General features: G+C 46.6%; 23 protein-coding genes. 13 read left to right on the forward strand and 10 right to left on the reverse strand.

The features are described 5' to 3' along the window. Window positions 1-20 precede the first annotated feature (20 nt). The 4 genes from OSC7112_RS21800 (at window position 21) to OSC7112_RS21815 (ending at window position 4,496) form a co-directional block, all read left to right on the forward strand. Window positions 21-632 carry a DedA family protein gene (locus OSC7112_RS21800; RefSeq protein WP_015177934.1) on the forward strand — a complete coding sequence of 204 codons (612 nt, stop codon included), beginning with the start codon at window positions 21-23 and terminating at the stop codon, window positions 630-632. Between the two features lie 202 nt (window positions 633-834). Then, on the forward strand, window positions 835-2,112 hold the full coding sequence (gene ahcY / locus OSC7112_RS21805) for an adenosylhomocysteinase (protein ID WP_015177935.1): 1,278 nt from the start codon (window positions 835-837) through the stop codon (window positions 2,110-2,112). Between the two features lie 180 nt (window positions 2,113-2,292). After that, window positions 2,293-2,895 carry a DedA family protein gene (locus OSC7112_RS21810; protein WP_015177936.1) on the forward strand — a complete coding sequence of 201 codons (603 nt, stop codon included), beginning with the start codon at window positions 2,293-2,295 and terminating at the stop codon, window positions 2,893-2,895. Window positions 2,896-3,071: 176 nt separating this feature from the next. Further along, on the forward strand, window positions 3,072-4,496 hold the full coding sequence (locus OSC7112_RS21815; protein WP_015177937.1) for an NADP-dependent isocitrate dehydrogenase: 1,425 nt from the start codon (window positions 3,072-3,074) through the stop codon (window positions 4,494-4,496). A 282-nt stretch (window positions 4,497-4,778) separates the two neighbouring features. On the opposite strand, the gene OSC7112_RS21820 is transcribed toward OSC7112_RS21815, so the two are convergent. After that, window positions 4,779-5,387, reverse strand: coding sequence for a glutathione S-transferase N-terminal domain-containing protein (locus tag OSC7112_RS21820; protein WP_015177938.1), 609 nt, complete (start codon window positions 5,385-5,387; stop codon window positions 4,779-4,781). 69 nt (window positions 5,388-5,456) lie between these two features. On the opposite strand from OSC7112_RS21820, the gene OSC7112_RS21825 reads away from it, so the two are divergent. Both OSC7112_RS21825 and OSC7112_RS21830 read left to right on the forward strand, forming a co-directional pair. Next, complete coding sequence (locus tag OSC7112_RS21825; RefSeq protein WP_015177939.1) at window positions 5,457-5,849, forward strand: C6orf136 family protein; 393 nt, start codon at window positions 5,457-5,459, stop codon at window positions 5,847-5,849. 296 nt (window positions 5,850-6,145) lie between these two features. Then, window positions 6,146-7,318 carry a TRC40/GET3/ArsA family transport-energizing ATPase gene (locus OSC7112_RS21830; RefSeq protein WP_015177940.1) on the forward strand — a complete coding sequence of 391 codons (1,173 nt, stop codon included), beginning with the start codon at window positions 6,146-6,148 and terminating at the stop codon, window positions 7,316-7,318. 123 nt (window positions 7,319-7,441) lie between these two features. On the opposite strand, the gene OSC7112_RS21835 is transcribed toward OSC7112_RS21830, so the two are convergent. From OSC7112_RS21835 to OSC7112_RS21875, 9 genes are all read right to left on the reverse strand, one after another. Continuing rightward, window positions 7,442-7,735 carry a hypothetical protein gene (locus OSC7112_RS21835; RefSeq protein WP_015177941.1) on the reverse strand — a complete coding sequence of 98 codons (294 nt, stop codon included), beginning with the start codon at window positions 7,733-7,735 and terminating at the stop codon, window positions 7,442-7,444. A gap of 34 nt (window positions 7,736-7,769) precedes the next feature. Beyond that, window positions 7,770-8,021, reverse strand: coding sequence for a BrnT family toxin (locus tag OSC7112_RS21840; protein ID WP_015177942.1), 252 nt, complete (start codon window positions 8,019-8,021; stop codon window positions 7,770-7,772). A gap of 243 nt (window positions 8,022-8,264) precedes the next feature. Then, the gene (locus tag OSC7112_RS21845; protein WP_015177943.1) at window positions 8,265-9,038 is read right to left on the reverse strand and encodes a DUF2314 domain-containing protein; all 774 of its coding nucleotides are present in this window, start codon (window positions 9,036-9,038) and stop codon (window positions 8,265-8,267) included. Between the two features lie 69 nt (window positions 9,039-9,107). Further along, complete coding sequence (locus tag OSC7112_RS21850; protein WP_015177944.1) at window positions 9,108-9,458, reverse strand: DUF5615 family PIN-like protein; 351 nt, start codon at window positions 9,456-9,458, stop codon at window positions 9,108-9,110. Further along, window positions 9,442-9,816 (reverse strand): DUF433 domain-containing protein, encoded by a 375-nt coding sequence (locus OSC7112_RS21855; RefSeq protein ID WP_015177945.1) that lies wholly within the window; start codon window positions 9,814-9,816, stop codon window positions 9,442-9,444. Before OSC7112_RS21855 ends, OSC7112_RS21850 begins: the two co-directional genes overlap by 17 nt. A 92-nt stretch (window positions 9,817-9,908) precedes the next feature. Beyond that, a complete protein-coding gene (locus OSC7112_RS21860) occupies window positions 9,909-10,274 on the reverse strand; it encodes a hypothetical protein (RefSeq protein WP_015177946.1) in 366 nt (121 codons plus the stop codon). 99 nt (window positions 10,275-10,373) lie between these two features. Next, the gene (locus tag OSC7112_RS21865; RefSeq protein WP_015177947.1) at window positions 10,374-12,683 is read right to left on the reverse strand and encodes a DNA phosphorothioation-associated putative methyltransferase; all 2,310 of its coding nucleotides are present in this window, start codon (window positions 12,681-12,683) and stop codon (window positions 10,374-10,376) included. Window positions 12,684-12,898: 215 nt separating this feature from the next. Beyond that, window positions 12,899-16,315, reverse strand: coding sequence for a response regulator (locus OSC7112_RS21870; RefSeq protein ID WP_015177948.1), 3,417 nt, complete (start codon window positions 16,313-16,315; stop codon window positions 12,899-12,901). A gap of 121 nt (window positions 16,316-16,436) precedes the next feature. Further along, window positions 16,437-16,868, reverse strand: coding sequence for a response regulator (locus OSC7112_RS21875; RefSeq protein WP_015177949.1), 432 nt, complete (start codon window positions 16,866-16,868; stop codon window positions 16,437-16,439). Window positions 16,869-17,268: 400 nt separating this feature from the next. On the opposite strand from OSC7112_RS21875, the gene purC reads away from it, so the two are divergent. From purC to lpxB, 7 genes are all read left to right on the forward strand, one after another. After that, window positions 17,269-17,997: a phosphoribosylaminoimidazolesuccinocarboxamide synthase gene (purC, locus tag OSC7112_RS21885; RefSeq protein WP_015177951.1), complete on the forward strand. Its 729-nt coding sequence runs from the start codon at window positions 17,269-17,271 to the stop codon at window positions 17,995-17,997. Between the two features lie 185 nt (window positions 17,998-18,182). Further along, a complete protein-coding gene (locus tag OSC7112_RS21890; protein WP_015177952.1) occupies window positions 18,183-20,567 on the forward strand; it encodes a BamA/TamA family outer membrane protein in 2,385 nt (794 codons plus the stop codon). A gap of 306 nt (window positions 20,568-20,873) precedes the next feature. Continuing rightward, window positions 20,874-21,728, forward strand: coding sequence for a UDP-3-O-acyl-N-acetylglucosamine deacetylase (lpxC, locus tag OSC7112_RS21895; RefSeq protein WP_015177953.1), 855 nt, complete (start codon window positions 20,874-20,876; stop codon window positions 21,726-21,728). Window positions 21,729-21,834: 106 nt separating this feature from the next. Beyond that, window positions 21,835-22,356, forward strand: a complete 522-nt coding sequence (fabZ, locus tag OSC7112_RS21900; RefSeq protein ID WP_015177954.1) for a 3-hydroxyacyl-ACP dehydratase FabZ — start codon at window positions 21,835-21,837, stop codon at window positions 22,354-22,356. Between the two features lie 272 nt (window positions 22,357-22,628). Then, window positions 22,629-23,423: an acyl-ACP--UDP-N-acetylglucosamine O-acyltransferase gene (lpxA, locus tag OSC7112_RS21905; protein ID WP_015177955.1), complete on the forward strand. Its 795-nt coding sequence runs from the start codon at window positions 22,629-22,631 to the stop codon at window positions 23,421-23,423. A 41-nt stretch (window positions 23,424-23,464) separates the two neighbouring features. Beyond that, window positions 23,465-24,067, forward strand: a complete 603-nt coding sequence (locus OSC7112_RS21910; protein WP_015177956.1) for a Uma2 family endonuclease — start codon at window positions 23,465-23,467, stop codon at window positions 24,065-24,067. A gap of 9 nt (window positions 24,068-24,076) precedes the next feature. Beyond that, window positions 24,077-25,249, forward strand: coding sequence for a lipid-A-disaccharide synthase (lpxB, locus tag OSC7112_RS21915; protein WP_015177957.1), 1,173 nt, complete (start codon window positions 24,077-24,079; stop codon window positions 25,247-25,249). Window positions 25,250-25,259: the final 10 nt, after the last annotated feature.

The following is a 25,259-nucleotide window of genomic DNA, read 5'->3' on the forward strand; positions in this document are numbered from 1 at the left end:
TTCCTCGGAAAAACAGAAAGATGAATTTTGATTTGCAGCAACTGATTAAAACCTTTGGCTATTTGGGGATTTGGGCTATTGTGTTCGCAGAATCCGGATTGCTGTTCGGTTTTTTTATGCCAGGAGACAGCTTGCTGTTTACTGCTGGAATTGTCGCTGCTGCGCCCGACTCTCTGAATACTTGGACGCTAATTTTTGGGGCTTTTGTCTGCGCGGTGGCTGGTGATAATGTTGGCTATGCAATGGGACACCGTTGGGGCCGTCGCTTATTTCAGAAGGAAGATTCGTGGCTGTTTAAGAAAGAATATTTAGAAAAAACCGAAAAATTCTACGAAAAACACGGTCAAAAAGCAGTTGTACTGGCGAGATTTATGCCAATTGTCCGCACTTTTGCGCCGATAGTGGCGGGAGTGGCGGCAATGAAATACAAAACTTTTATGTTTTATAACCTCGTCGGCGGGTTTGTGTGGACAGTGGGGATAACTCTGCTGGGTTATTATTTCGGAAAAATGATTCCTCCCGATCGAGTTGACAAATATTTACTGCCGATTGTTTGTGGAATAATTGTACTTTCTTTTGTGCCTTCTATTATTCATATAATTCAAGAACGCCACGCTAACAAAAAAGATTGAGCTCGCGATCGCCCGACAGGAATTTTTGACTCTCGCGGTGCGGGTGACTGCCCTGTGCCGATCGCAAATTGGTTGATCGAACACAATCAAAATTTAAGATTAACCTCGCCCAGCCCGATCGAGTAAAATCACAGCACTTGCCCGCCGAGGGGTTAATCTGCTAGAACTAACAAAGTTTGATGATTCCTCAGAAATAACATACATGGTTGCTACATCCGTCAAGATTAAACACGAAGTCAAAGACTTGTCCCTCGCCCCCTTGGGAAAGCAACGCATTGAGTGGGCCGGCCGGGAAATGCCGGTTTTGCGACAAATTCAAGAACGCTTCGCTAAAGAAAAGCCTTTCGCTGGCATTCGCTTGGCTGCTTGCTGCCACGTAACCACAGAAACCGCTCATTTGGCGATCGCCATCAAACTCGGCGGTGGCGACGCCGTACTGATCGCCAGCAACCCCTTGAGCACTCAAGATGACGTAGCGGCTTGCTTAGTTGAAGACTACGGCATTTCCGTCTTCGCCCTCAAAGGAGAAGACGCGGCTACCTACGAACGTCACGTCTACACAGCCCTAGACCACCGCCCCAATATTATTATCGACGACGGCAGCGACGTGGTAGCGGCCCTGATCCAGCACCGCCCGAACCAAATTTCCGACTTAATTGGAACTACCGAAGAAACTACCACAGGCATCGTGCGCCTGCGAGCCATGTTGAAAGACGGCGTGCTGACTTTCCCCGCAATGAACGTCAACGACGCCGACACCAAGCACTTCTTTGACAACCGCTACGGCACCGGTCAATCTACCCTAGACGGCATTATCCGCGCTACCAATATTTTGTTAGCCGGTAAAAATATTGTGGTTGCAGGTTACGGTTGGTGCGGCAAAGGCACGGCACTGCGCGCCCGCGGTATGGGTGCTAACGTAATTGTCACCGAAATCGATCCGATTCGGGCGATCGAAGCAGTGATGGACGGTTTCCGCGTCATGCCGATGGACGAAGCAGCAACAGTCGGAGATATATTCATTACCGTTACCGGCAACAAACACGTCATTCGTGCCGAACATTTCGAGAGCATGAAAGACGGCGCAATTGTTTGCAATTCCGGTCACTTCGACATTGAAATTGACCTCAAATCCCTCGGCGCAAAAAGCACCGACGTGAAAACAGTCCGGTCTTTCACTCAAGAATATCACCTCAATAATGGCAAGTCGATTATTGTGTTGGGCGAAGGCCGTTTGATCAACTTGGCAGCAGCCGAAGGACACCCCAGCGCCGTGATGGATATGAGCTTTGCTAACCAAGCTTTAGCCTGCGAATATCTAGTTACGAACAAAGGCAAACTAGAGCCTGGTATTCACTCAATTCCCGTGGAAGTTGACAAAGAAATTGCCCGTCTCAAATTGGAAGCAATGGGTATTCACATTGATACCTTGACTGCCGAACAAATTGAGTACACAAACTCTTGGACTTCGGGCACTTAATCATAGTATTCTCGTTCCCACGCTGTGCCGGGGAATGAATACAAGGAGGCTCTGCCTCCCTCATGGGGAGTCGAGGCAGAGCCTCTATATATGTGTTCCCCGGCTGTGCCTGGGAACGAGCAATGACTAATGACTAATGACGACTGACTTCTTCTTACCAAACCAAATTAGTGAATCAAAATGGTTGAATGGATAACTAACACAATGCAGTCGATGGGCTATCTCGGAATTGGGCTGTTGATGTTTTTAGAAAATCTTTTCCCGCCCATCCCCTCAGAATTGATTATGCCGCTGGCAGGATTCACGGTATCGAAGGGCGGAATGGAGTTTGCACCGGCGATCGCAGCAGGGGTAATCGGTACAGTTCTGGGAGCACTTCCCTGGTACTATGCGGGTAAATTATTGAGCGAAGAACGCTTGAGGAATTTAGCCGACAAATACGGCAAATGGATTACTGTATCAGGCGCCGATATCGACAAAGCAAATAGATGGTTTAACAGACACGGCAACAAAGCCGTGTTTTTGTGTCGCCTCGTACCGGGAGTTCGTACCCTGATTTCCCTGCCCGCTGGCATCAACAATATGCGTTTAATTCCTTTTTTACTCTACTCAACAGGCGGCACTATTTTGTGGGTAAGTTTTCTCACTTTTGCCGGATATAAACTGGGGGAAAATTATGCACTTGTAGATGAATATCTGGCCCCGGTTTCCAAAATAGTTGTCGTGATTATAGTCATCTGGTGTATTTTGTGGATTGTGAAGAAGAATATGCAAAAAGAATAAAATCCTAGATAAATGCAGACCTCCCCAAAAACATCTGCGTTGATCTGCGTTTATCTGCTGTTATCTGCAGTTCAAAATCAATTTATCAAAAATTCATACAAATATTTATAATTGATTGAAGTTTAGGCAGACAATCGTGGGAAAATAGGAAACATTCCTATCCGCACTGTTAACATATGTACGAAAAGATTGTAGCCCCGACAACAGGTTCTAAAATTACTTTCAAAGATGGTTCGCCGATCGTCCCCAATGACCCGATTATTCCCTTCATTCGCGGCGACGGTACCGGCGTTGACTTGTGGCCTGCATCCCAGAAAGTCATGGATGCTGCGGTAGAACAGGCTTACGGTGGCGATCGAAAAATCAACTGGTTTAAAATTTATGTAGGCGACGAAGCCTGCGATGTCTACGGTACTTACCAATATCTCCCCCAGGATTCCTTAGACGCAATCAAAGAATACGGAGTCGCCATCAAAGGGCCGCTGACAACCCCAATCGGGGGCGGCATTCGATCGCTAAACGTAGCTTTGCGGCAAATCTTTGACCTTTACGCCTGCGTGCGGCCCTGCAAATATTATGCTGGAACACCATCGCTACACAAAACTCCTGAACTCCTAGATGTAATTATTTACCGGGAAAATACAGAAGATATTTACCTCGGAATTGAATGGGCAAAAGGCAGCGAAATCGGAAAAAAATTGATTGAATTCCTCAATAATGAGTTAATTCCCGCAACACCAGAACACGGCCAAAAACAAATTCGCCTAGATTCTGGAATCGGAATTAAACCCATTAGCAAAACAGGTTCTCAGCGTTTAGTACGGCGCGCCATTACCCACGCTTTACGGTTGCCGAAAGATAAGCAGCAAGTGACTTTGGTGCATAAAGGCAACATCATGAAATACACAGAAGGAGCTTTCCGAGATTGGGGTTATGAGGTGGCAACCACCGAATTTCGCGAACAGTGCGTAACTGAAAGAGAGTCTTGGATTCTGGGCAACAAAGAAAAAAATCCCGACATTAGCTTAGAAGATAATGCCCGCAAAATAGATCCGGGATACGATGCTTTGACCCCAGAAAAACAAGCCAAAATTCGTCAAGAAGTAGCCGACGTTCTGTTTGCAATTTGGGACAGTCACGGCAGCGGCCAGTGGAAAGAAAAAATCATGGTCAACGACCGAATTGCTGACAGTATTTTCCAACAAATTCAAACCCGACCGGCTGAGTATTCGATTTTGGCGACCATGAATCTGAACGGGGATTATTTGTCCGATGCGGCCGCCGCCATTGTCGGCGGATTGGGCATGGGCCCCGGTGCGAATATTGGTGATGAATGTGCTGTTTTCGAGGCAACTCACGGTACTGCACCGAAACACGCGGGTTTAGATAAAGTCAATCCCGGTTCCCTGATTTTGTCCGGGGTGATGATGTTAGAATACATGGGATGGCAGGAAGCTGCAGACTTGATTAAGAAGGGTTTGGGAGTGGCAATTTCTAACGGTGAAGTTACTTATGATTTGGCGAGGTTGATGGAGCCGCCGGTGCCTGAGTTGAAGTGTTCGGAGTTTGCGGAGGCAATTATTAAGCATTTCGCGGATTGAGTTTGAGGGCTTTTTTTGAACGGGCTAGAAGCCCGTTCCACAACCACTAAACTTGCTTTGTGGGTCGTTGCTCCTAAGCTAATCCGCATTTAAATTGCATAGTAAAATAAATCTTTCCCTTTGTGGGGTGGACCCGAAAGCCCGCCCTCAACATACAAATTAAATGCACAACAGCTTAGCCCGCCCGCTGTTTATTAAGAACGGGCTAGAAGCCCGTTCCACAAAAGTCAATTTGGTTGTGGGGTGTCCAGCCCTCCAGAAAATAGAATTTAGATGGGGGGTTTATAAGGATGGAACAGCCATGCCGCGCTCAACGGCGGGACGCTTCTGCACGGTTTCTACCCAACGTTTGAGGTGGGGGTGGTTGTCGAGAGTTAATCCTTGAAATTCGTAAATAGCAACCCAGGGATAGGTAGCAATGTCGGCGATCGAATAGTCGCCGCAGATGTATTCGTATTTTGCTAGTTGAGTGTCTAATACTCCGTAGAGGCGCAAGGTTTCTTTTTCGTAGCGCCCAATCGCATAGGGAATTTGTTCGGGTGCAAAGCGTTTGAAGTGGTTTAGCTGACCAAACATCGGGCCGACGCTGGCCATTTGAAACATCAGCCACTCTATAACTTGAAAGTATTTTTGTTTGTCTGCGGGCAGAAATCTGCCGCTTTTTTCGGCAAGATAGATCAGAATAGCGCCGGACTCGAAGACGGTGATGCCGTTATCTCGATCGACTATCGCCGGAATTTTGCTGTTGGGGTTGATTGCGATGAACTCTGGGCTAAATTGGTCGTTTTTTGTGATGTCGATGACGTGCACGTTGTAGGGTAAACCTATTTCTTCGAGCATGATCGAGACTTTGCGACCGTTCGGTGTGGTAAAAGTGTATAGATCGATCATAAGTTGTCCGCCTTTTCTCAAGCAGGTATAAACTATATTATAATAATTTCAGGCAAATAGCTAATCATAATGGATATTATTGAAATTCTCAAAGATGATTATCAAAGATTCCCCGAAAATCAGACTTACAACATTTACGCCCAAGATGTTTATTTTGAAGACCCGGTGAATCGATTTACCGGAGTCGATCGCTACCGCAAAATGATCGGGTTTATGGGGACTTTTTTTCAGGATATAAATCTCGATTTGCACGGGATTTCGCAGTCGGGAGATACTATAGACACTCGCTGGACTCTGAGGTGGATCGCACCGCTACCTTGGAAACCGAAAATGGCGATCGCCGGTAGGAGCGAACTGAAAGTCAACAGCGACGGTTTAATTGTTTCTCACATCGATTACTGGGACTGTTCGCGGTTGGATGTGCTCAAACAGCTTGTATTTCCTCTGACAACTAATGTTTGATAATTTTTCTTAGGTTTTTTAGCAATAAAAAATAGTGTTTCAAGAGCGAGATCCCTTTTTAACCGCAGATGTTAGCAGATCAACGCAGATCAACGCTGATGGATTTTTATTTGTTGCAATTGATATCTGAGATAAATAATTTTAACTGCTCTTGACATTGCAGCAGTTTCGTGGATAACCGCAAATGCGGTATGTCTGGCGGCGCGATCGCCCAAATTAATTCCCCACTAAATTAATTTATGTTACATAACGTTACAATATAGGAGTAAATTACTTTCAGGCGAGCTAAACAATCAATGCGCTTAATATTAATGACTGGAAAAGGCGGTGTCGGCAAAACCTCCGTAGCCGCTGCGACTGGGCTGCGGTGTGCCGAATTGGGATACAAAACCCTAGTGCTGAGCACAGATCCCGCTCACTCCTTAGCCGACAGCTTCGACATGGAACTCGGGCACGATTCGCGGCAGGTGAAACCGAATTTGTGGGGAGCAGAATTAGACGCTCTCAGGGAATTAGAAGGCAATTGGGGAGCAGTTAAGCGCTACATTACTCAAGTCTTGCGAGCGCAGGGGCTCGAAGGGGTGCAAGCTGAAGAATTAGCCATCTTGCCAGGAATGGATGAAATCTTCGGTTTAGTGCGGATGAAGCGGCATTACGACGAAGGCGAATTTGATGTTTTAATTATCGATTCTGCTCCGACTGGCACAGCATTGAGACTGCTAAGTTTGCCGGAAGTTGGCGGCTGGTACATGAGAAAATTTTACAAGCCTCTGCAAGGCATATCAGCCGCCCTGAGACCTTTAGTTGAACCTATTTTTAGACCAATTGCGGGTTTTTCTTTGCCAGACAAAGAGGTGATGGATGCACCTTACGAATTTTACGAACAAATTGAGGCTTTGGAAAAGATTTTAACGGACAATACTGTAACTTCGGTAAGGTTAGTTACCAACCCAGAAAAAATGGTAATTAAAGAGTCTCTGCGGGCTCATGCCTATTTGAGTTTGTACAATGTAGCCACAGATTTAGTAGTAGCCAACCGGATTATTCCCGCAGCAGTAACCGATCCATTTTTTAAACGGTGGAAAGAAAGCCAGGAACAGTACCGTCAGGAAATCCACTCAGATTTCATGCCGCTGCCAGTTAAAGAAGTGCCGCTGTATTCAGAAGAAATGTGCGGTTTGGCAGCTTTAGAACGGTTGAAAGAAACGCTTTACAAAGACGAAGACCCAAGTCAAGTTTATTACCAAGAAAATACGATTAAGATCGTGCAGGAAAACAATCAATATAGTCTTGAACTGTATTTGCCCGGAATTGCTAAGGATCAGATTCAGTTGAGCAAAACGGGAGATGAGTTGAATGTTCGGATTGGGAATCACCGCCGTAATTTGGTGTTGCCGCAAGCTTTAGCGGCGCTGCAACCTTCGGGGGCGAAGATGGAGGATGATTATTTGAAGATTAAGTTTGCTTAACAGGACTTACGCACTATCAACCTAAAAAACCCGGTTTATCCCTTGAGATATTGAGGCATAAACCGGGTTTTTGACTTCGCGTGCAGGTATCGATCGCCTTTTTGTAGTGCTGGCTAGATACAATTAACATGATTTAGCATGAACGACTTCCTTTAATGCCTCATCAATCACTGCATCGCTGACACCTCGACGCTTCAAACTTGCTACTAAAGCTGTCACTGTCTCGCTCTCAAATCGTTCTAAATCAACGCGCAAACCTTGACCGATATAAGCACGAATTAATGGCTGATAACCCGAAAAACCCAATAATGGTGCAACTTTTTTTAAATCTTCCACAACATCTTCGGGCATACGGATAGTCACGCTAGTCATTGGACGGTTGCGGTTTAATCGCTGCTTTAATGCTTCAATCTTCATACTCTGCCCTCTCCTGACGAGTTGCTTTACGTGCTCAAATAATCCGAATGACATTCTCTTCACGCTCAATGTGAACCACATACAGTAGATTCCACCGACTATCTAGCCCAATCACAGCATCACGCGCTTCCTCATTGCGGCTGGCATCAACGACAACTAGAAATGGGTCAAAGAAGCATTCAGCAGCTTGTTGAAAAGTAACCCCATCATGATTTGTGGGATTGATCCGCGCTTTTGAGTCATCCCATACAAAGGTAATGCCATTGAGCACGAAGTATACATTCATGCTCCCTAGTATAGGGAAAATGTATTTACAATGTCAATACGTTATGACAAAAAACGATCGTTTTCAAACTACTGCCACAGCCTGTGCTGCTTGTTGGGGCTTTTCACTGTTTCTGTATGAACGCGAACGACAGGGGTTTGTTTATTTTTTCACTCTTGAATAGCTTGTATCTGAGCCGCTCATAAAGACGAATGTTGCGGCTCTTGTGTCCCGCGAACAATTCCCTGTTATAAGTCCCGGCAATTATCTTAGAAAATCAATAATTTTATTCCATTTCATGAATTCTGCCAAATCAATCGCCGTCAACCCATCCGGATTCTTAATCATCCGATCGGCACCATACTTTAATAATAATTTAACTGGAGTTAAGTTGCCAGCCAATGCCTCATATTGCAGCATAGTCCAACCATATTCATCAATTTGATTGACAGTAGTAGGATTTTCACTTAATGCACCATCAATTTTTGTCGCCATATTCTCACTCATTGGATGCTCGCCGATTTCATATTCATCCTTATTGCTTGACTCTTTATTTAAATAACTATCGGGAACAATTCGGATTTCTCTCGGATCGCCGAATTTCAAATCCCAGGCATCATCATGCGCGCGTCTTCGATCGCTATTCATTTTAAGCCGCATTGCATTAACAGTATACGCACCATAAACTATCCCATGAATAGAATATATCCAATCATCGATATCGTTGAAGCCCATCACAATCCGGTCGCCCGATCCTATTCCATCTATCCATCTCGGATCGTTTAATAAATCTCCACTAACTTTCAGACCATCAAAGTTAACATTCCCCACCCACATATGTTCAACTGACGGTGCCGAATCCGTCACCTTTCCAGTCGGAAATTGAATTTTTACTGCACTTATACCCAGCCCAGGAATTATCCGCCGCCTTTCCCATGACAACTCACGCCAAAAATATTTAAATGATTCGCGTGCCTTCTTGCTAGCAAGATTTATATCCGGGTCATCACCCTTAAATAGATAAATATTTTGACTCATTTACCACTCCGCAGTTGATTGTTCGAGGTACTTCTAATATTAATATACATCCTAAGCAGGTTAAGTATATCAAGGGAAAGGGATGAAAAGAATTCGACCTTCATATTCATCAGGCTGACTGCAACAAATAAATAGTTCTAAATCATCAATGATCTTACCAATGGGTGCTGTTGCAATAACCTCAATAACTCCAAGCATAGGTAGTCCTTGATTGACTCGCTCGTAGGCATACATCGTAATAGTGGCCACATCATGGGTAAGTAAGATGCGTCCTTCATTAGCCGCCCATTCTAAAATATCTGGATCGTCAGTGTGAATCAGCCCTACATCTTGGACACGAACAATATCTAATTCAGGCAAACGTCTCACCAGCCCACGCAATATGGCTCCATTAAAATTTTCATCAGTTAGAAGGCGCACTTGGTATCGACTCCCCTTTTGACTGATAACGAGTAAGCAAACGTTGTCTCAGCTCAACTAAGTTGTGTTTTTGAGAAAGTTCTTGTCTCAGTTGCTGAGATTGTTGGCTGCGCTGTTCCAAATAACTGTCAATTTCCTGACGATGGTTGAGATAGTAAGCAATGGTACTGTATATGTCTTCTAAGCGAACAACTGAATACTGAATAGCGATTTCTTCGGGAGTGGAGCCATTGTGGTATGAAGCAAGTATGCTATCTAGGGTGACTCGACTCGAACCTATACGGATACCTCCCGCTTCATCCCAACGGAAAGGAGGAGAGGTTGCTTGGAATTTTGCTGGGGCGCTCATTAGGGACATATTCTACCTGACTTGAACTGTATCAAAACATTGTAGCAAGAAGCCTAATGCTTTGTCGGAAGGTAATGAAAGCCAACCATTAAAACCCGTGTCTACGATCGCCTCATGTCTGTAAACTTTCCCATCAGAGTCACATATTGAAAGCGAGATAATCGGTTCAAAATCAGCATTAACGATTCCTGCGATCGTACAGATATCTTGGTTCGTCCACCGAATCGGCGAACGTGACGATACCCAACGCGAACAATCCAGATTTGAGCATTTGGGTGACGAGATTCAAGGCGATCGCAAGCAGCTATTTCACTCGCATCAACTTCAAAGTCTCCAGTTTCAATGTCGATCGCTACAATTTTACCTTGATTCTCAGATTCGATTTGTGAACGTATTTGAGTTTGGTAAATGAGATCGCCACGTTGAGCAAACTCTTCTTTGCTATAGCGGGGTTGACGGACTACCATGATTACCACTTTTCCTCAATCGTTGCCTTAACTATAATTATATTGGTTTGGGCTTAAAAATTGTTTAAGTCCCCCTAAAATCATACTCTGTTTCCATGACTATTCCTCTCCCTCTTCTTTTCCCTCCTCTGCGCCCTCTGTGCCCTCTGCGGTTCGTTCAATCTTTCCCACATTAACCTCAATTTTTTTATGCTGGCGTTCCGCAGCAGCTTTTTGCAGCATTTTCAATTTTTCTGGGTCAGCATTCGATCGCCAAAACAACTTATGATCCTTAATTTTAACGCAATTTTCCTCCAAACACTTCATCCATTCCCGATGCTTTTTAACTGCGCCACCATCGAGAATCCCTAATTTTTCTTCTTGGCGGGTGAGTTTCGCAAACTTTTCATAATGGGGATAACTAGCAGTAACAAAAGCTTCTTTTCTAACTAAAATTGGCGGGTTGTACAAATCAGAATAGTCTTGATAGCTGACCGAAAGATCGCGCAAATCTATGTGCATAGAAGTGTGGAGGGCTGGATGCGGGTTAGTGTCAAAATCGGGATAAAATAAATAGGAAATCTGAGGTCTGCGAGCGTAAAATTTGATGATTGTCGCGCCGTCAAGTCTGCCAATTGTGCGGTTGGCGCAGCCTTCGTAGAGCCTGAGCAAAGGGTCTAGTTCTTCTAATGCAGAGACGTGAACTGAAAGAGTACCGGGCTGTTTGTAGCCGATCGCACTATCTTCGCAGCAGTCAGCCACAATATCAGGTTTGCTCAGACTGTACAGCATTAAATCTGCCAAAGTGCAAGCTTTTTGATAATTGTCAAACAAACCTTTGATGTCGTTGCGGATTTGAGCCGGGAGTCGGCGGATTGAAGGCCGATCGCCCAAACCGTTGAGAGCGAGATATACCAGCAAATCCTGGCGGCGCTTGTCGGCGATTTTCTCCCAATCATCGGCATCCGTTGCTTGCAAAATCACCCTCCAAGCGCGATTAAAACTGTGAAATTCCTCCTTAATTGGCGATTCTTCCGCTAATTCGCCTTTAACCGGAAGCCGGCCCCGATCGCTCACAAAAGCCATCAAAGGAGCCAGCATTTCCGCATAATCCTCAAACCGCTTAACTTGCGATCGCACTCTGGGAGTCGATAAGTGCGATCGGAACCGAGAAGCGCGAAAACTTTCACCCTCCGCCGCATCCCGAAACACAAAATAAATTCCCAAAGCCACAGGAATCGCATCAACACTCAAAACTTGGTCAATATAAACCTTCAACTCTTCTTGTTCGTAATACTTCTGAAAAGTATTCCGAGAAGTAATCACCCCATCCCCATAAGCAATTTGGCCTCGATCGCTATCATCAATCAAAACTTGAGCCGCCACCACTAATAAATTCTTAGTTAATTCCCAAGCATTCAGCAAAGCTTCTCGGCGTTCCGCCAAAGATTCAATTACATTAATCACATAACCAAGATTCACAATATCAGCACTAATTCGCGGACTATCCGGCTGATAGTATGGGTCCCAACCAGAAATAGCATAACCCTCTTGTGCAATATATTTAATATCCCCGCCGTAACCGCAACCGTAATCAAAAAAAGTTGCCCCGTCCCTCGCTAAATCAGCTTCTAAAACCAGACGCAGAGGTTTAGAAAGCGAGTTGCGTACCATTGCAGCTTTGTGTCGCTCGATTTTAGGAATTGATAGCTCGCTATTCTCCTGTTTCAAACGCTCGACAACGGTATGATCTTGGATTTCTACACCGCAATATCCCAAATATTTGAGCCAACCATCGCGAGTGCCGATAACGCTAGTATTGTCAAGCAGCCCCCACTTTTCCTCGCAGCGAGTCAGCCTCGCAAACTTTTCGTAATTGGGATAATCCGCAGCTACAAAAGTTTCCTTACGGTGCAAAACAGGGGGATTTTCGCTGTTGCTGTAATCGAAATATTTAACTTCCCCTGTTGCTAGATTAATTTGGATGCTGGTTTGCAAAGCAGGATGAGCATCTGTATCGAAATCAGGGTAAAAAAGATAAGATATTTTAGGTTGATGGAGCAAAAATTTAACTAAAGTTGCTTCATCAATATTTTCGAGAGTACGTCTGGCACAAGTTTCGTAAATTCCGAGGACAGGGTTGAGTCTCTGCAAAGCCGAAACGTGAACGTAAAAAGCCGTCGGTAATTTTTTTCCCACATTGCTTTCCCGACAGCACCGAGCCACTTTTCCCAGGAGATTGTCAACACATAAATTATTGATTTCATCGAGCTGGTACGGCACAGCATTTACAGAATCTTGCTCAGAGATAGCCCCGTTTTCGTACAAAAAAACTTCCCGAGCAAAAACCATCAAAGGCGTTAGCAGTTTTTCATCATTTTCTAATGAATTGCTATCTAAAATAGTGTTTTTACTGGTATCGTAATTCATAGCTAAATTAATTATTTATTTTTTTTAATTAACCGCAGAGAACGCAGAGGACACGGAGTGAAGAAAGAAACAAACAAAATTTTTCTAGAATTTCTATATGTAGGATGCACACTCCATACCGTACCGTTTTATTTCTTAGTCTCTGAGAGAGGGACTTCGTTTTTGTAATGGCGATTACAATCGCCGACTGCGATCGACTACGATCGAGTAAGATATTAACCAAACATTCGAGTTTCCACAAATTCTTGAACCCTGGCTAAATGACTGAACAAACTTACTAATAGGTTCTCAACCCTCTCCATATTTAACAATTCCACCTCTGGTGGTTCAGATTGAAAGCTTCGGGCTTGATCCTCCAATTGTGCGGCCAAATCCGACATCAGAGCAACTCCCACATTAGCCGAAGTTCCCTTGAGACGGTGTGCTTGATATTCCACAGCTTGCCAATCTTTAGCTTCTACGGCTATTTTGGCAGCAGCTACATCAGCTTGCGCGCCTGCCACAAAAGCTTGCAAAAGTCGCTCTGGCAATTTAATATTAACTCGTCCGAGTTGCTCCAATCTGCTCTTGTCGAACAGTCCGTCGTAGTCTCTATGTTCCCAAGTTTCAAGTGCGATCGCCCTTGGTGTCGGCAGAGGCACAACCTGGGCTTTTTCCACAACTTCTGTATAATTTGTTGCTAATTGAGATTGATTTTCCGAATTAATACTTTTAACTCCATACTTATTTTCACCCTGAACATTTAGGGCTTCATACTTTTTCAGGGCCGCCGCCAAAGCATCTAAATCTACAGGTTTGCTGAGATAATCGTCCATCCCCGCCGCCAGACACTTTTCTCGTTCCCCCGGCATAGCATGAGCAGTTAAAGCCATCACAAAAGTATGCCGATCGCTTCCTTCGATTTCCCTCAACTTTTGCGCCGTTTTGTAACCGTCAAGTACCGGCATTTGACAGTCCATCAGCACTAAATCATAGCTTTTTTTTGCCAGCAAATCCAGCGCTTCTTGACCGTTGACAACGCAGTCAGCCTGATAGCCTAAAACTGCCAACTGTTGGACGAGAACTTGTTGATTGATCGGGTGGTCTTCCGCCAGCAAAATTCTCAGCGATGACGGCGAATTGGGGGTAGCATATTCAGAATTAACTGGTGGCAACTTGCAACTATTAGCAGCCTCCAATCTCCCAAAATATCCTGTTCCCTTCACCGCCGCCAGCAAAGTTTCAAGCAGGCGGCTTGGCCGCACCGGCTCGATCAAATACCCGTTAAAACCATGACTGCAAAGCGCTTCAGCCTTCGGCTGTTCTCGCAAAGCAGTCATGGCGATTAACGAGCCAACTGTCGAGGTCGATCGCACTTTCCCAGCAAATTCCTCCGCATCCAACTCCGGCATTTGCAAGTCCACAAGCACCACATCCCAGCTTTTTCCCCCCTCCCCCGAATGCTGAGAAATCCCGCCCCGGGCATTTTTCAACCAACTCAAAGCCTCAGCAGCAGTTTCTGCCTCGTCGCAGCGCGCACCCCAACTTTGAGCGAGCGATCGCACCGCTGCCCTCCTCAAAGCGCTTCCAGAGACTACTAACAACTTCTTGCCCGCAAGTTCGGGATCGTGAGGCTCAACTGGCAACTGTTTTTCCAAAGGTACAGTAAACCAAAAAGTAGCACCGCTGCCTAGCAAACTGCGAACTCCAATGTCCCCTCCCATCATCTCCACTAACTGCTTGCAAATAGCCAAACCCAAACCTGTCCCGCCGTAAGGCCTCGTAGGAGAATCGTCTACCTGAGAAAAAGATTGGAACAGCTTTGTTTGCCCTTGGGCCGAAATTCCAATGCCAGTATCCCGCACGGAAAATAGCAATCTTGCCTCTTGTCTACCGTCTGCCAGTCGGTTGCCCTGTTTCACAGTTACGTGAACTAGAACTTGACCGCGATCGGTAAATTTTATGGCATTACCCGTCAAATTCAGCAAAACTTGCTTCAATCTGCCCGAGTCGCCCACCAACTTTCTCGGCACTGAGCTGTCAACTAAAATATTCAATTCAATACCTTTTTCTTCTGCCAAATGCGCTAGGATTTCTATCACAGACTCAAGGCAACTATCCAAATCAAAATTATACTTTTCCAGCCGCATTTCTCCAGCTTCAATCTTAGAGAAATCGAGGATATCATTAATAACATTTAGCAAATGTTCAGCACTGCGGTAAATCGTCTGAATACAGTCCCGCTGTTTCTGTTCCAGAGGAGCGCGCAGCAGCAATTGAGCCATTGCCAAAACCCCATTCATCGGAGTGCGAATTTCGTGACTCATGTTCGCCAAGAATTGCGACTTCACCCGGCTCGCTTCTAAGGCAGTTTCCCGCGCTTCCACCAACTCATTAATCTTGTCGGCAACCATCACGATTCCCCCCACTTTCTCGTCTGGATCGTACCAAGGGTGAGCAGCCCACCGCAGGTACAGAACAGATCCGTCGGCTCGTTCCCAGGCATCTTCGCTCACAGAAACTACCTGGCCTTTGAGCACTTCTTGGTACATTACTTTCCAGCGATTCGGCGTATCTGGAAACAATTCGTAATGGCTAAAATTATTCAGGGACGGCAACTTTAAATTAAATTGACTAATCCATTTTTTAGAATTAGCCATATAGCGCATTTGTGTATCGAACATCGCCATTGCTACAGGCACGCAAGTAATAATTTGTCTCAGTTGCTGCCGTTCCCTTTCCAGAGCATCTTCCGCCTGTTTCCGCTCAGTAATGTCGCTAATCATGCCGGCCATTCGCAGCGGTTTTCCTTGGGAATTGCGCTGAGCTTTTCCCTGAGAAGTGCAGTAGCGGTAAACACCGTTCGAGTGTAGCAGCCGGAATTCTACATTATAGTCTATTTCTTGTTCCAAGTGAGCGGCGATCGCCGCGACGATTCCCTCCTTGTCATCGGGGTGCAGGCGGTTGTATAGAGCTTCCATCGTCCTGCCAAATTGCTGGCGCGACAAACCGATAATTTCCAAAAGGCGATCGTTCCAATAAACCTCATTTTTACTTAAATCCCAATCCCAAATTCCGTCGTTCACTCCCTCTAAAACTAACCTATACCGTTCCTCACTTTCCTTGAGCTTTTGACTGGTATGAAACGCCTTATATTCGGCGCGGTAAACGCGCATGGCATTGTACAAACTGCGAGACAAGCTATCGGGAGAAAGCTTGTTTTTAGCGATATAATCAGAAGCTCCTGCCTTCATTAATTCCACAGCAATTTGTTCGTCGCCTTGACCTGTGAGCACAATTAAGGGAACTTTCAGCCCCGCTTCTCGCAGATTTTTTACCAAACTCAGTCCGTCTCCGTCCGGCAATCCGTAGTCGAGCAATACGCAGTCAAATTTGGACTCAAATATTTGATTTAATAGCCGCCCCTTTTCTGTCTCCTCAACCTCCCTTAAAGGTTGAGATTTATTGTGTTTGGAGAGTTTTGCGGTAGCCTGGGTAGAATTTTTGCAGACCGAGAGTTTGGCAAGGGCATCGGCGCAGTCTTCTGCTTCAGTAACTTCTGCCGAAACACCAGCGGACTTGAGCGAACGTTTAATCGCCATTCGATCGACTGCATCGTCATCAACTATCAGAATTGTGAGAATTTTGTCCATAACAACCGAATTGTGGATTACTCCGAAAAAGCTGCGGCTTACAAAAAGTAATTAAAATAAATGCACCAAGGAAAAATCACCAAAGCCACCGTGAAACTTTTCCTGTTAAATTTTCTCTTATTTAGGGAATTTCGCTCAGCATCCAGTATTTGTTTAGGGTAGCCATCACTTCCACAAAGTTAGAAAAAGTAACAGGTTTAAGAATATAGCCCGCTACATTCAAATTATAAGCTTTTACTTTATCTCTATCTTCATTAGAAGTTGTGAGGACGATCACGGGAATCGACCTCAAACATTCATCCAGCCGCAATTCTTGCAAAAACTCGATCCCGCTCATTCTCGGCATATTCAAGTCCAGCAAAATCAACCGGCGCGCTTTAGGCATGGGAGGATCTATTTTTCCTTCTCCACGCAATATAGCTAGAGCTTCTAATCCATTGGCAGCAATGTAGAGGGGGTTGACGATGTTATTTTTTTTGAAAGCTCGCCGGACGTTCATCACATCAACCTCATCATCTTCTACCAAGAGAATATGAATTTTTTTGTCTTGCATACATCAGCCATTTTATAGATGTTGTTTAAGCGCCCGTCTCGTTGGCGAGGTTTAGTCAGCACGGATCGCGAACCCAGCAGGTTTAATCTCTATTGTCCTTTGTCAAGAATCATTTATGCCGGGGCCGATGACAGTATCTACCTGCAGGTGTACTCGCCCCTCATTCGATTGCGCGATTTTAGATTTGAGATGCAAGGATTGACTTGCGCGAGATAAATGCTCTTTCTTGAGGATTTTAGATTTTCGATTTGGGATTGATTCCACGGATAAATCTGGGGACTTGTACCCTCAAGAAATTCTCGGTCAGAGAATCAGGGGCGCAGCCGAGATCCAAAAACTCGCCAATAACACCCGATCGAGCTACGGTAAAATCTAAAACTCATCTACATTATTAATCGCCATGTCAGCCGATCGCAAACTCTACGAAGGCAAAGCCAAAATCCTCTACTCCACCGAAGACAGCGAAATTTTGCTGACCCACTTCAAAGACGACGCCACAGCCTTTAACGCCCAGAAACGCGGCAGCATCGTCGGCAAAGGCGAAATCAACTGCGCCGTATCCGCCCACCTGTTTCGGATGCTAGAAGCCAAAGGCATTCCCACCCACTTCATCGACACGCCAGCCCCCAACCAAATGCGAGTCTGTCGCGTCCACATCTTGCCCTTGGAAGTCGTAGTCAGAAACATTGCCGCCGGCAGTCTGTGCAAGCAAACCGGACTCGCCCTCGGCACAATAGTCAATCCGCCCCTGGTGGAGTTTTATTACAAAAACGACGATTTGGGAGACCCGCTGCTGACCCGCGACAGGCTGCTGCTAATGCAGCTAGCCACCCCCGAACAAGTAGACCAACTAGAAATCGCCGCCCGCGAAATTAACGAAATACTCAAAGAATTTTTCAGCCAGTGCGGCATCACCCTGGTAGACTTCAAACTAGAATTCGGTATCGACCAACATCAAAATCTGATCCTCGCCGACGAAATCAGTCCCGACACCTGCCGCCTCTGGGACAACGCAGAAGCCGACCCCGACGCCCGTGTTATGGACAAAGACCGATTCCGGCGCGACTTAGGATCGGTAGAAACGGCTTACCAGCAAGTTCTCCAACGGGTTCTCGCTCAGAAAGTCTAGAGGCCTTGGTAATGCGCTAGAATTGCACAGTTTGTCATCCTTCTGTTTTCGATGTCAGCAATCAGCGGTCAACAGTCATCAATTAGCGGTCAGCGCGAAATTCCACCGACTTATATAACTAATGACTAATGACTGATGAATAATGACTAATGTGGTGTGTGGATTGCCCAAAAAAGTGAACAAAAATGCGTTTATCTGCTGTATTGGTGGCAGTTTTTACTGCCTCAGCAACATTCGGGTTATCAAATTCGGCAAGCGGCCAAACATCCTACTCTGAATCAGCAGAGGAAGCTTTGGCTGCCGCCCGGCCCGCCCCGTCGATCGAATTACCCGATCGCCCCATTGCAGAATTAACCCAAAACCCTCCTCAAAACCGCAAAGCCGCTAAAACTAGCAAAGGGGAAGCCCTAACAATAGCTGCGGCCCCTGCCAGAGGAGAGGACGACACCGACGATCCCCCAAGCCGAGTCACAGACACCCCCTCCCCGGTTTCCCCTGCCAGCTTTCAACTCAAACCCGAGCTAGCATCCAACCCCTCCCCCGCCTCTAGCAGCCAAAACGCTCTGCCAGACGCGCAACTGGGCAGCCCGCTCCCCCCCTCGGAAGCGGCTGTAACGCCCGCCTGGATCGCAGCAGAGCTAGGGAAACCAGAGGAATCCGGGGCGATAGCTCAAAACGACCAAGTTCCCCCCAGACCGGCCCCGACCAGACCGCCGGCTAACACCGTTCCCACCTTGCCCTCGGTCCCAGCACCGCAGCCGAGACAAACCCCCGCACCCGCCGGGCCCGCCGAACCGCAAGTGCTAGTTGCAGAAGTTACCGTCACCGGGGCGACGGGAGACCTGGAAAGCGAGATTTACCGAGTCATCAGCACCCAACCGGGACGCACTACCAACCGCAGCCAACTGCAACAAGACATCAACGCCATTTTTGCCACGGGCTTTTTCAGAAACGTGCGGGCAGTACCCGAAGACACCCCGTTGGGCGTCCGGGTGACTTTTATCGTGCAGCCAAATCCGGTGCTCCGGGGAGTGACAATCACCGGTCAGCAAGTGCTGCCCCAAAGCGTAATTGACGAAAGCTTCCGCGATCAATACGGCAAAATTCTCAACCTCCGCCGCTTTGAGGAGGGAGTGAAAAAAATTAATACGTGGTATCAAGATAACGGCTATGTTTTGGGCCAAATCACTGATGCCCCGCAAGTAGCAGACGACGGCACAGTCACCCTGGTAGTGGCAGAAGGCCAGATCGAATCCGTTGATGTCCGCTTCTTGAACAAGGAGGGAGAGGCAACTGATCCCACGGGTCAGCCGATCGGAGGCAACACCCGTCGCTTTGTCGTCACCCGCGAAGTAGAACTCAAGCCCGGAGACATCTTTAACCGCACCAAGGCGGAAAGGGATTTGAGACGGGTGTTTGGTTTGGGAATTTTTGAAGACGTGCGGCTTGCCTTGGAACCGGGAACGACTGACCCCCGCAAGGCAAGGGTAATTGTCAACGTCATTGAGAAAAATACTGGTTCTCTGGCGGCGGGTGCGGGTTTGAGTTCCGCGACGGGTTTGTTCGGTACGCTGAGTTACCAGCAGCAAAACTTGGGCGGTAGGAACCAGAAATTGGGGGCTGAAGTACAAATCGGGCAACGCCAAAATCTGTTTGACGTGAGTTTTACTGACCCCTGGATTGCGGGCGATCCTTACCGGACTTCTTATACGATTAATGCGTTTAGAAGACGATCGATCAGCGTGATTTTTGACGGCGGCGAACGGGAAGTCAGATTGCCCAACGACGATCGACCCCGCATCAATCGCACCGGTCTCGGCCTCAATTTCACCCGTCCCCTGTCGCGCAATCCTTTTGCCGATTCTGAGTGGACTGCTTCAGTCGGCTTGCAGTACCAGCGAATCTCAATTACCGATCGCAAAGGCAGGCGCGAATCCGAGGACGAACTCGGCAACCTGTTAAGTTTTAGCGATTCGGGTTCGGATGACTTGACAACTTTGCAAGCAGGTGTTGTACGCGATCGGCGCAACGACGCTCTCCGCCCCACTAGCGGTTCCCTGCTCAGATTTGGCATGGAACAATCGATTCCTGTAGGTTCCGGCAGCATCCTCTTAAACCGCCTGCGGGCCAGCTACAGCTTGTACCTACCAGTCAAGTACACTAACTTTACCCCCGGCCCTCAAACGCTGGCATTCAGTTTTAGGGGCGGTACCGTATTCGGAGATTTGCCTCCCTACGAAGCCTTTGCCTTGGGCGGCGCCAACTCGGTGCGCGGATACAACGAAGGCTACCTCGGAGCCGGCCGCAGCTTCCTAGAAGCCAGCGTTGAGTACCGTTTCCCGATTATTTCGTTTATCGGCGGAGCGCTATTTTTGGATGCTGGCACTGACTTGGGCACGGGCAAAGATGTCCCGGGCGACCCGGCCGGTATTCGCGAAAAGCCCGGTAGCGGTTACGGTTACGGCCTCGGCGTGCGGATTCAATCTCCTTTAGGGCCGATCCGGATCGATTACGGTATCAACGACACTGGCGACAATCAAATTCACTTTGGAATTGGTGAGCGATTCTAATTAACGAAGAGTCATTAGTCAGCAGTCATTAGTCATTAGTTAGGAGTAAGGGGTAATTGCTAATTGGTGATTGCTAATTGGTGATTGCTAATTGGTAAGGTGTCCACAAGCGCGTTAAACCCTCAGTCCGCTCGGGGTTTAAACCCCGGGCGGTCTTTCGGATTAAGTTGACACATCTGGGTAATGCGTAATGCGTAATTGTCAACCACTAACTAGCGACAAATGACAAATGACTAATGACTGATGACTAATGACTGATGACTAATGACTGATGACAAATGACAAATGACTGATGACTAATGACTAATGACTCAACGTACCTTAAAATCTGAATTTGAACTGTCGGGAATCGGTTTGCACAGCGGCGAACAAACTCGCGTCCGAGTTTTGCCTGCTGGGGTTGGGGAAGGCCGCTATTTTGTCAGAATAGACTTGCCTGGTGCTCCAATAATTCCTGCAAAAATTGAGGCGGTTTGCCAGACTGCACTTTCAACTGAACTGGCAGGTATCGACGGTCAAATTCGCACTGTAGAGCATCTATTAGCCGCTTTGGCGGGGATGGGAGCGGATAATGCTCGAATTGAGGTTGATGGGCCGGAAGTGCCTCTGCTGGACGGTTCGGCTCTGGTTTGGGTAGAGGCGATCGCCCGTACCGGCTTAGTTCCTCAAGAATCGAAGCAAGACCCCACTTCCTCCTTCGTCCTAGAACAGCCAATTTGGGTGCGTCACGGGGATGCTTTTGCAGCGGCTTTACCCTCAGCGGAAACTCGGTTTAGTTACGGAATTGATTTTGAGGAACAGGCGATCGGCAATCAATGGTACAGTTGGTCGCCAGAGGCAGAAAGTTTTGCTAGCGCGATCGCCCCAGCCCGCACTTTTGGACTTGCCCGCCAAGTTGACCAATTGCGACAAGCAGGTTTGATCAAAGGTGGTACCCTAGAGAACGCCCTAGTTTGCGATCGATCCGGCTGGCTCAACCCGCCCTTGAGATTTGCCAACGAACCGGTGCGCCATAAAATCCTAGACTTAGCAGGCGACCTCAGTCTGCTAGGAACTTGGCCAAAAGCTCACTACTTGGCTTACAAAGCCAGTCACAACTTACACGTCCAACTCGCCCAAGCCCTGAAATCGGAAGCTCTAGCTGCGCTAGATAAAAGTTAGGAAAAAACAGGCGATCTGTTAAGATTGCATCTTCCTTCTTTTCACCCTGAGCGAAGCCGAAGGGCCTTCTTCCTTCTGCCATACCACACTCAAAAGTCTTCAAGCAATGTCCACGCTGACTGAAGTTAACACCCTCAATACTGCTAATTCTGAATCCGTCCCCACCAACAACGGTGAGGATTCTCCAGCGGTTAAATCTACTTTTACTCTCGAAGAAGTTCAGAAATTATTGCCTCATCGCTATCCTTTTGCACTGGTTGACAAGATTGTTGATTACGTGCCGTCCGAGAGGGCTGTAGGAATTAAAAATGTGACTTTCAACGAACCGCATTTTCAAGGGCATTTTCCCGGACGGCCGATTATGCCTGGGGTATTAATTGTCGAAGCGATGGCTCAAGTTGGCGGTATTGTTCTGGCTCAGTTGCCCGATATCAAGCAAGGATTGTGGATGTTTACCGGCATCGATCAAGTCAAGTTCCGCCGTCAGGTTGTACCGGGCGATCGGTTGCTGATGACTGTAGAATTGCTGTGGGTAAAACGCCGCCGATTTGCAAAAATGCAGGCTCTGGCTGAAGTAGACGGCCAAAAAGTTTGTGAAGGAGAATTGACGTTTTCAATGGTAGATTAAATTGGTGATTGGTGATTGGTGATTGGTGATTGGTGATTGGTTATGTGTTATTTGGGAATTTATCTATATTTCTGATGACAACTGATCTATTGACAATTGACAAGGGACTACTGATACTAAATCCTGGTTTGTTACTCCTTGATGATTCGGCGATTGAAATCGCTACTACACAAACGAAGTCCACTCCAAGCGGACTAAGAAATAAACGGGGTATTTAAGCTTGATTTTGTATGAAAACTGAAAACTGAAAACTGAAAACTGACTAATAAAAAATGCTTACTTTGATTCACCCAACTGCTGTGATTCATCCCCGCGCCGAACTTCACCCGACTGTAGAAGTGGGAGCTTATGCTGTAATTGGGGAAAGAGTGAAAATCGGGCCGGATACTAAGATTGGCGCCCATGCAATTATCGACGGGCTAACAGAAATAGGCGCTCGAAATCAAATTTTCCCCGGTGCGGCGATTGGTTTGGAACCTCAAGATTTGAAATACGAGGGTTCTCTGACTAGGGTGAAAATTGGCGACAACAATCTCATTCGGGAATACGTGACGATCAACCGCGCTACTGGAGCCGGGGAAAGCACGACTATTGGCAATCATAATCTATTGATGGCTTATGTTCATGTGGGACACAATTGCGCGATCGCCGATCGAGTAATTATCGCCAATGCTGTAGCCTTAGCCGGACACGTTAAAATCGAGTCTCAAGCCCGATTGAGCGGTGTTTTGGGCGTTCACCAGTTTGTCCAGATCGGCCGCTTGTCTATGGTGGGCGGCTTGAGCAGGATCGATCGAGACGTACCTCCTTATATGCTAGTCGAGGGGAATCCTTCGAGAGTGCGAGCCATCAACAAAATAGGTCTCGAACGCGCCGGTTTTACAGCAGAAGATTTGCTAGTTTTGAAGAAAACTTTTCGTATTCTATACCGTTCTGGCTACACTCTCGATCGAGCTTTGGAACAGTTGGATTTGTTGCCGGAAAACCCCCACTTGCAGCACCTGCAGAGATTTGTGCAGCAGTCTGTAACCAAAGGGCGGCGCGGTTTGATTCCTGGCAAAAAGTGAATCAGGTAGAATAAACCTATGAACTAAGCGACTGTTGGCCTATGAATGTATATACTTCAGTCAAATCTACATCCCCTGAAACAGAACCAGATGGCTGCATCAGGTTCTCAGATATTAGTTGGGAGCAATTTGAAGCTATAGAAGCAGCATTTAAAGATTTCCGAGGTGTGAAATTTTTCTATCTCGATCGACTGCTGCAAATTATGACTGTCTCGCCCGAACACGAAATAATCAAGAAAACTCTCTGTATGCTGCTAGAGGCATATATGAGAGCAAATGGGATTCGATTTTACGGCAAGGGCGGCCCGACTCTAGGTAACAGAGAATTAGGCGGTAGAAAAGAGCCGGATGATTCCTATGATATAGGAACGCAAAAAATAGTCCCAGATATTGCGATTGAAGTGGTAATTACCAGCGGCGGGATAAATACTCTAGAATTCTACAAAAGATTGGGCGTTCTGGAAGTCTGGTTTTGGCAAAATAGTCAGTTATCTCTCTATTACTTAACAGGTGAAAATTACGAGCAGATTTCCCGGAGTACATTCCTTCCCGATCTAGACTTAGAATTACTCCTACGCTGTGCTAAGGAGCCCGATCGATATGATGCTGTTACCGAGTTATTAGCAAACATCTCACCTGTTTAAAGTCAGAATATGAAAATTTTTATCAGCACTGGTGAGGTTTCTGGCGATTTGCAAGGAGCTTTGTTAGTTGCCGCCTTAAAACGTCACGCTGTCGCCGCCGGTTTGGAGTTAGAAATAACAGGATTGGGCGGCCCTCGTATGGCGGAAGCGGGTGCTACTATTTTAGGCGATACTGTGGGCATTGGTTCTATGGGCCTCATAGAATCAGTGCCGTATATTTTGCCCACGATCCAAGTTCAGCAAAAAGCTAAACAATATCTCAAAAACTTTCGCCCCGATGCTGTTGTATTGATTGATTATTTGACTCCAAATCTCGGTATTGGCAGCTACATCCGCCGCTGTTTGCCTGATTTGCCGGTGGTTTGGTACATCGCACCTCAAGAATGGGTTTGGTCGATTTCTCCTCGCAATACGGATCTGATTGTCAATATTTGCGACCAACTTTTGGCAATTTTCCCCGAAGAAGCTTGTTATTATCGAGAAAAAGGAGCCGAAGTTAGTTGGGTTGGGCATCCTTTGGTGGATAGAATGCAATCTGCGCCCAGCCGGGAAGTTGCCCGCAAAACTTTGGGAATTGTGCCGGAACAGGTGTCGATCGCCCTAATTCCCGCTTCCAGACACCAAGAACTCAAGTACCTGATGCCGGTTATATTTGAAGCAGCTCAAATTATTCAAGCTAAATTGCCGGAAGTTCATTTTTTGATTCCGCTTGCTAACAAAGCTTTCCGCAGCAAAATCGAACAGGCGATCGAGAATTACGGTTTGCGGGCTACTCTGTTAGAAAATCAAACTCTGGAAATATTAGCCGCTGCCGATCTGGCGATTACTAAATCTGGTACTGTTAATCTGGAGTTGGCTTTGCTGGATGTTCCGCAAGTTGTCCTCTATCGCGTCAGTCCGATTACGGCGATGATTGCTCGCCACGTGCTGAAATTTTCGATTCCTTTTATGTCTCCGCCCAATTTGGTGCAAATGAAGCCGATCGTCCCGGAGTTGCTGCAAGACGAGGCGACTGCGGAAAATATAGTCAACCACGCACTGGAATTGCTGCAAAATGCCGATCGGCGCCAGCAAATGAAAGCAGGTTATCGGGAAATGCGGGAAAGTCTCGGAGATGTGGGTGTGTGCGATCGGGCCGCTGCGGAAATCATGAAAAATGTTAAATTAAATACAGCTTATTAAAGCATTTTGT

The organism is Oscillatoria nigro-viridis PCC 7112 (assembly GCF_000317475.1).
Classification (GTDB): Bacteria; Cyanobacteriota; Cyanobacteriia; order Cyanobacteriales; family Microcoleaceae; genus Microcoleus; species Microcoleus nigroviridis.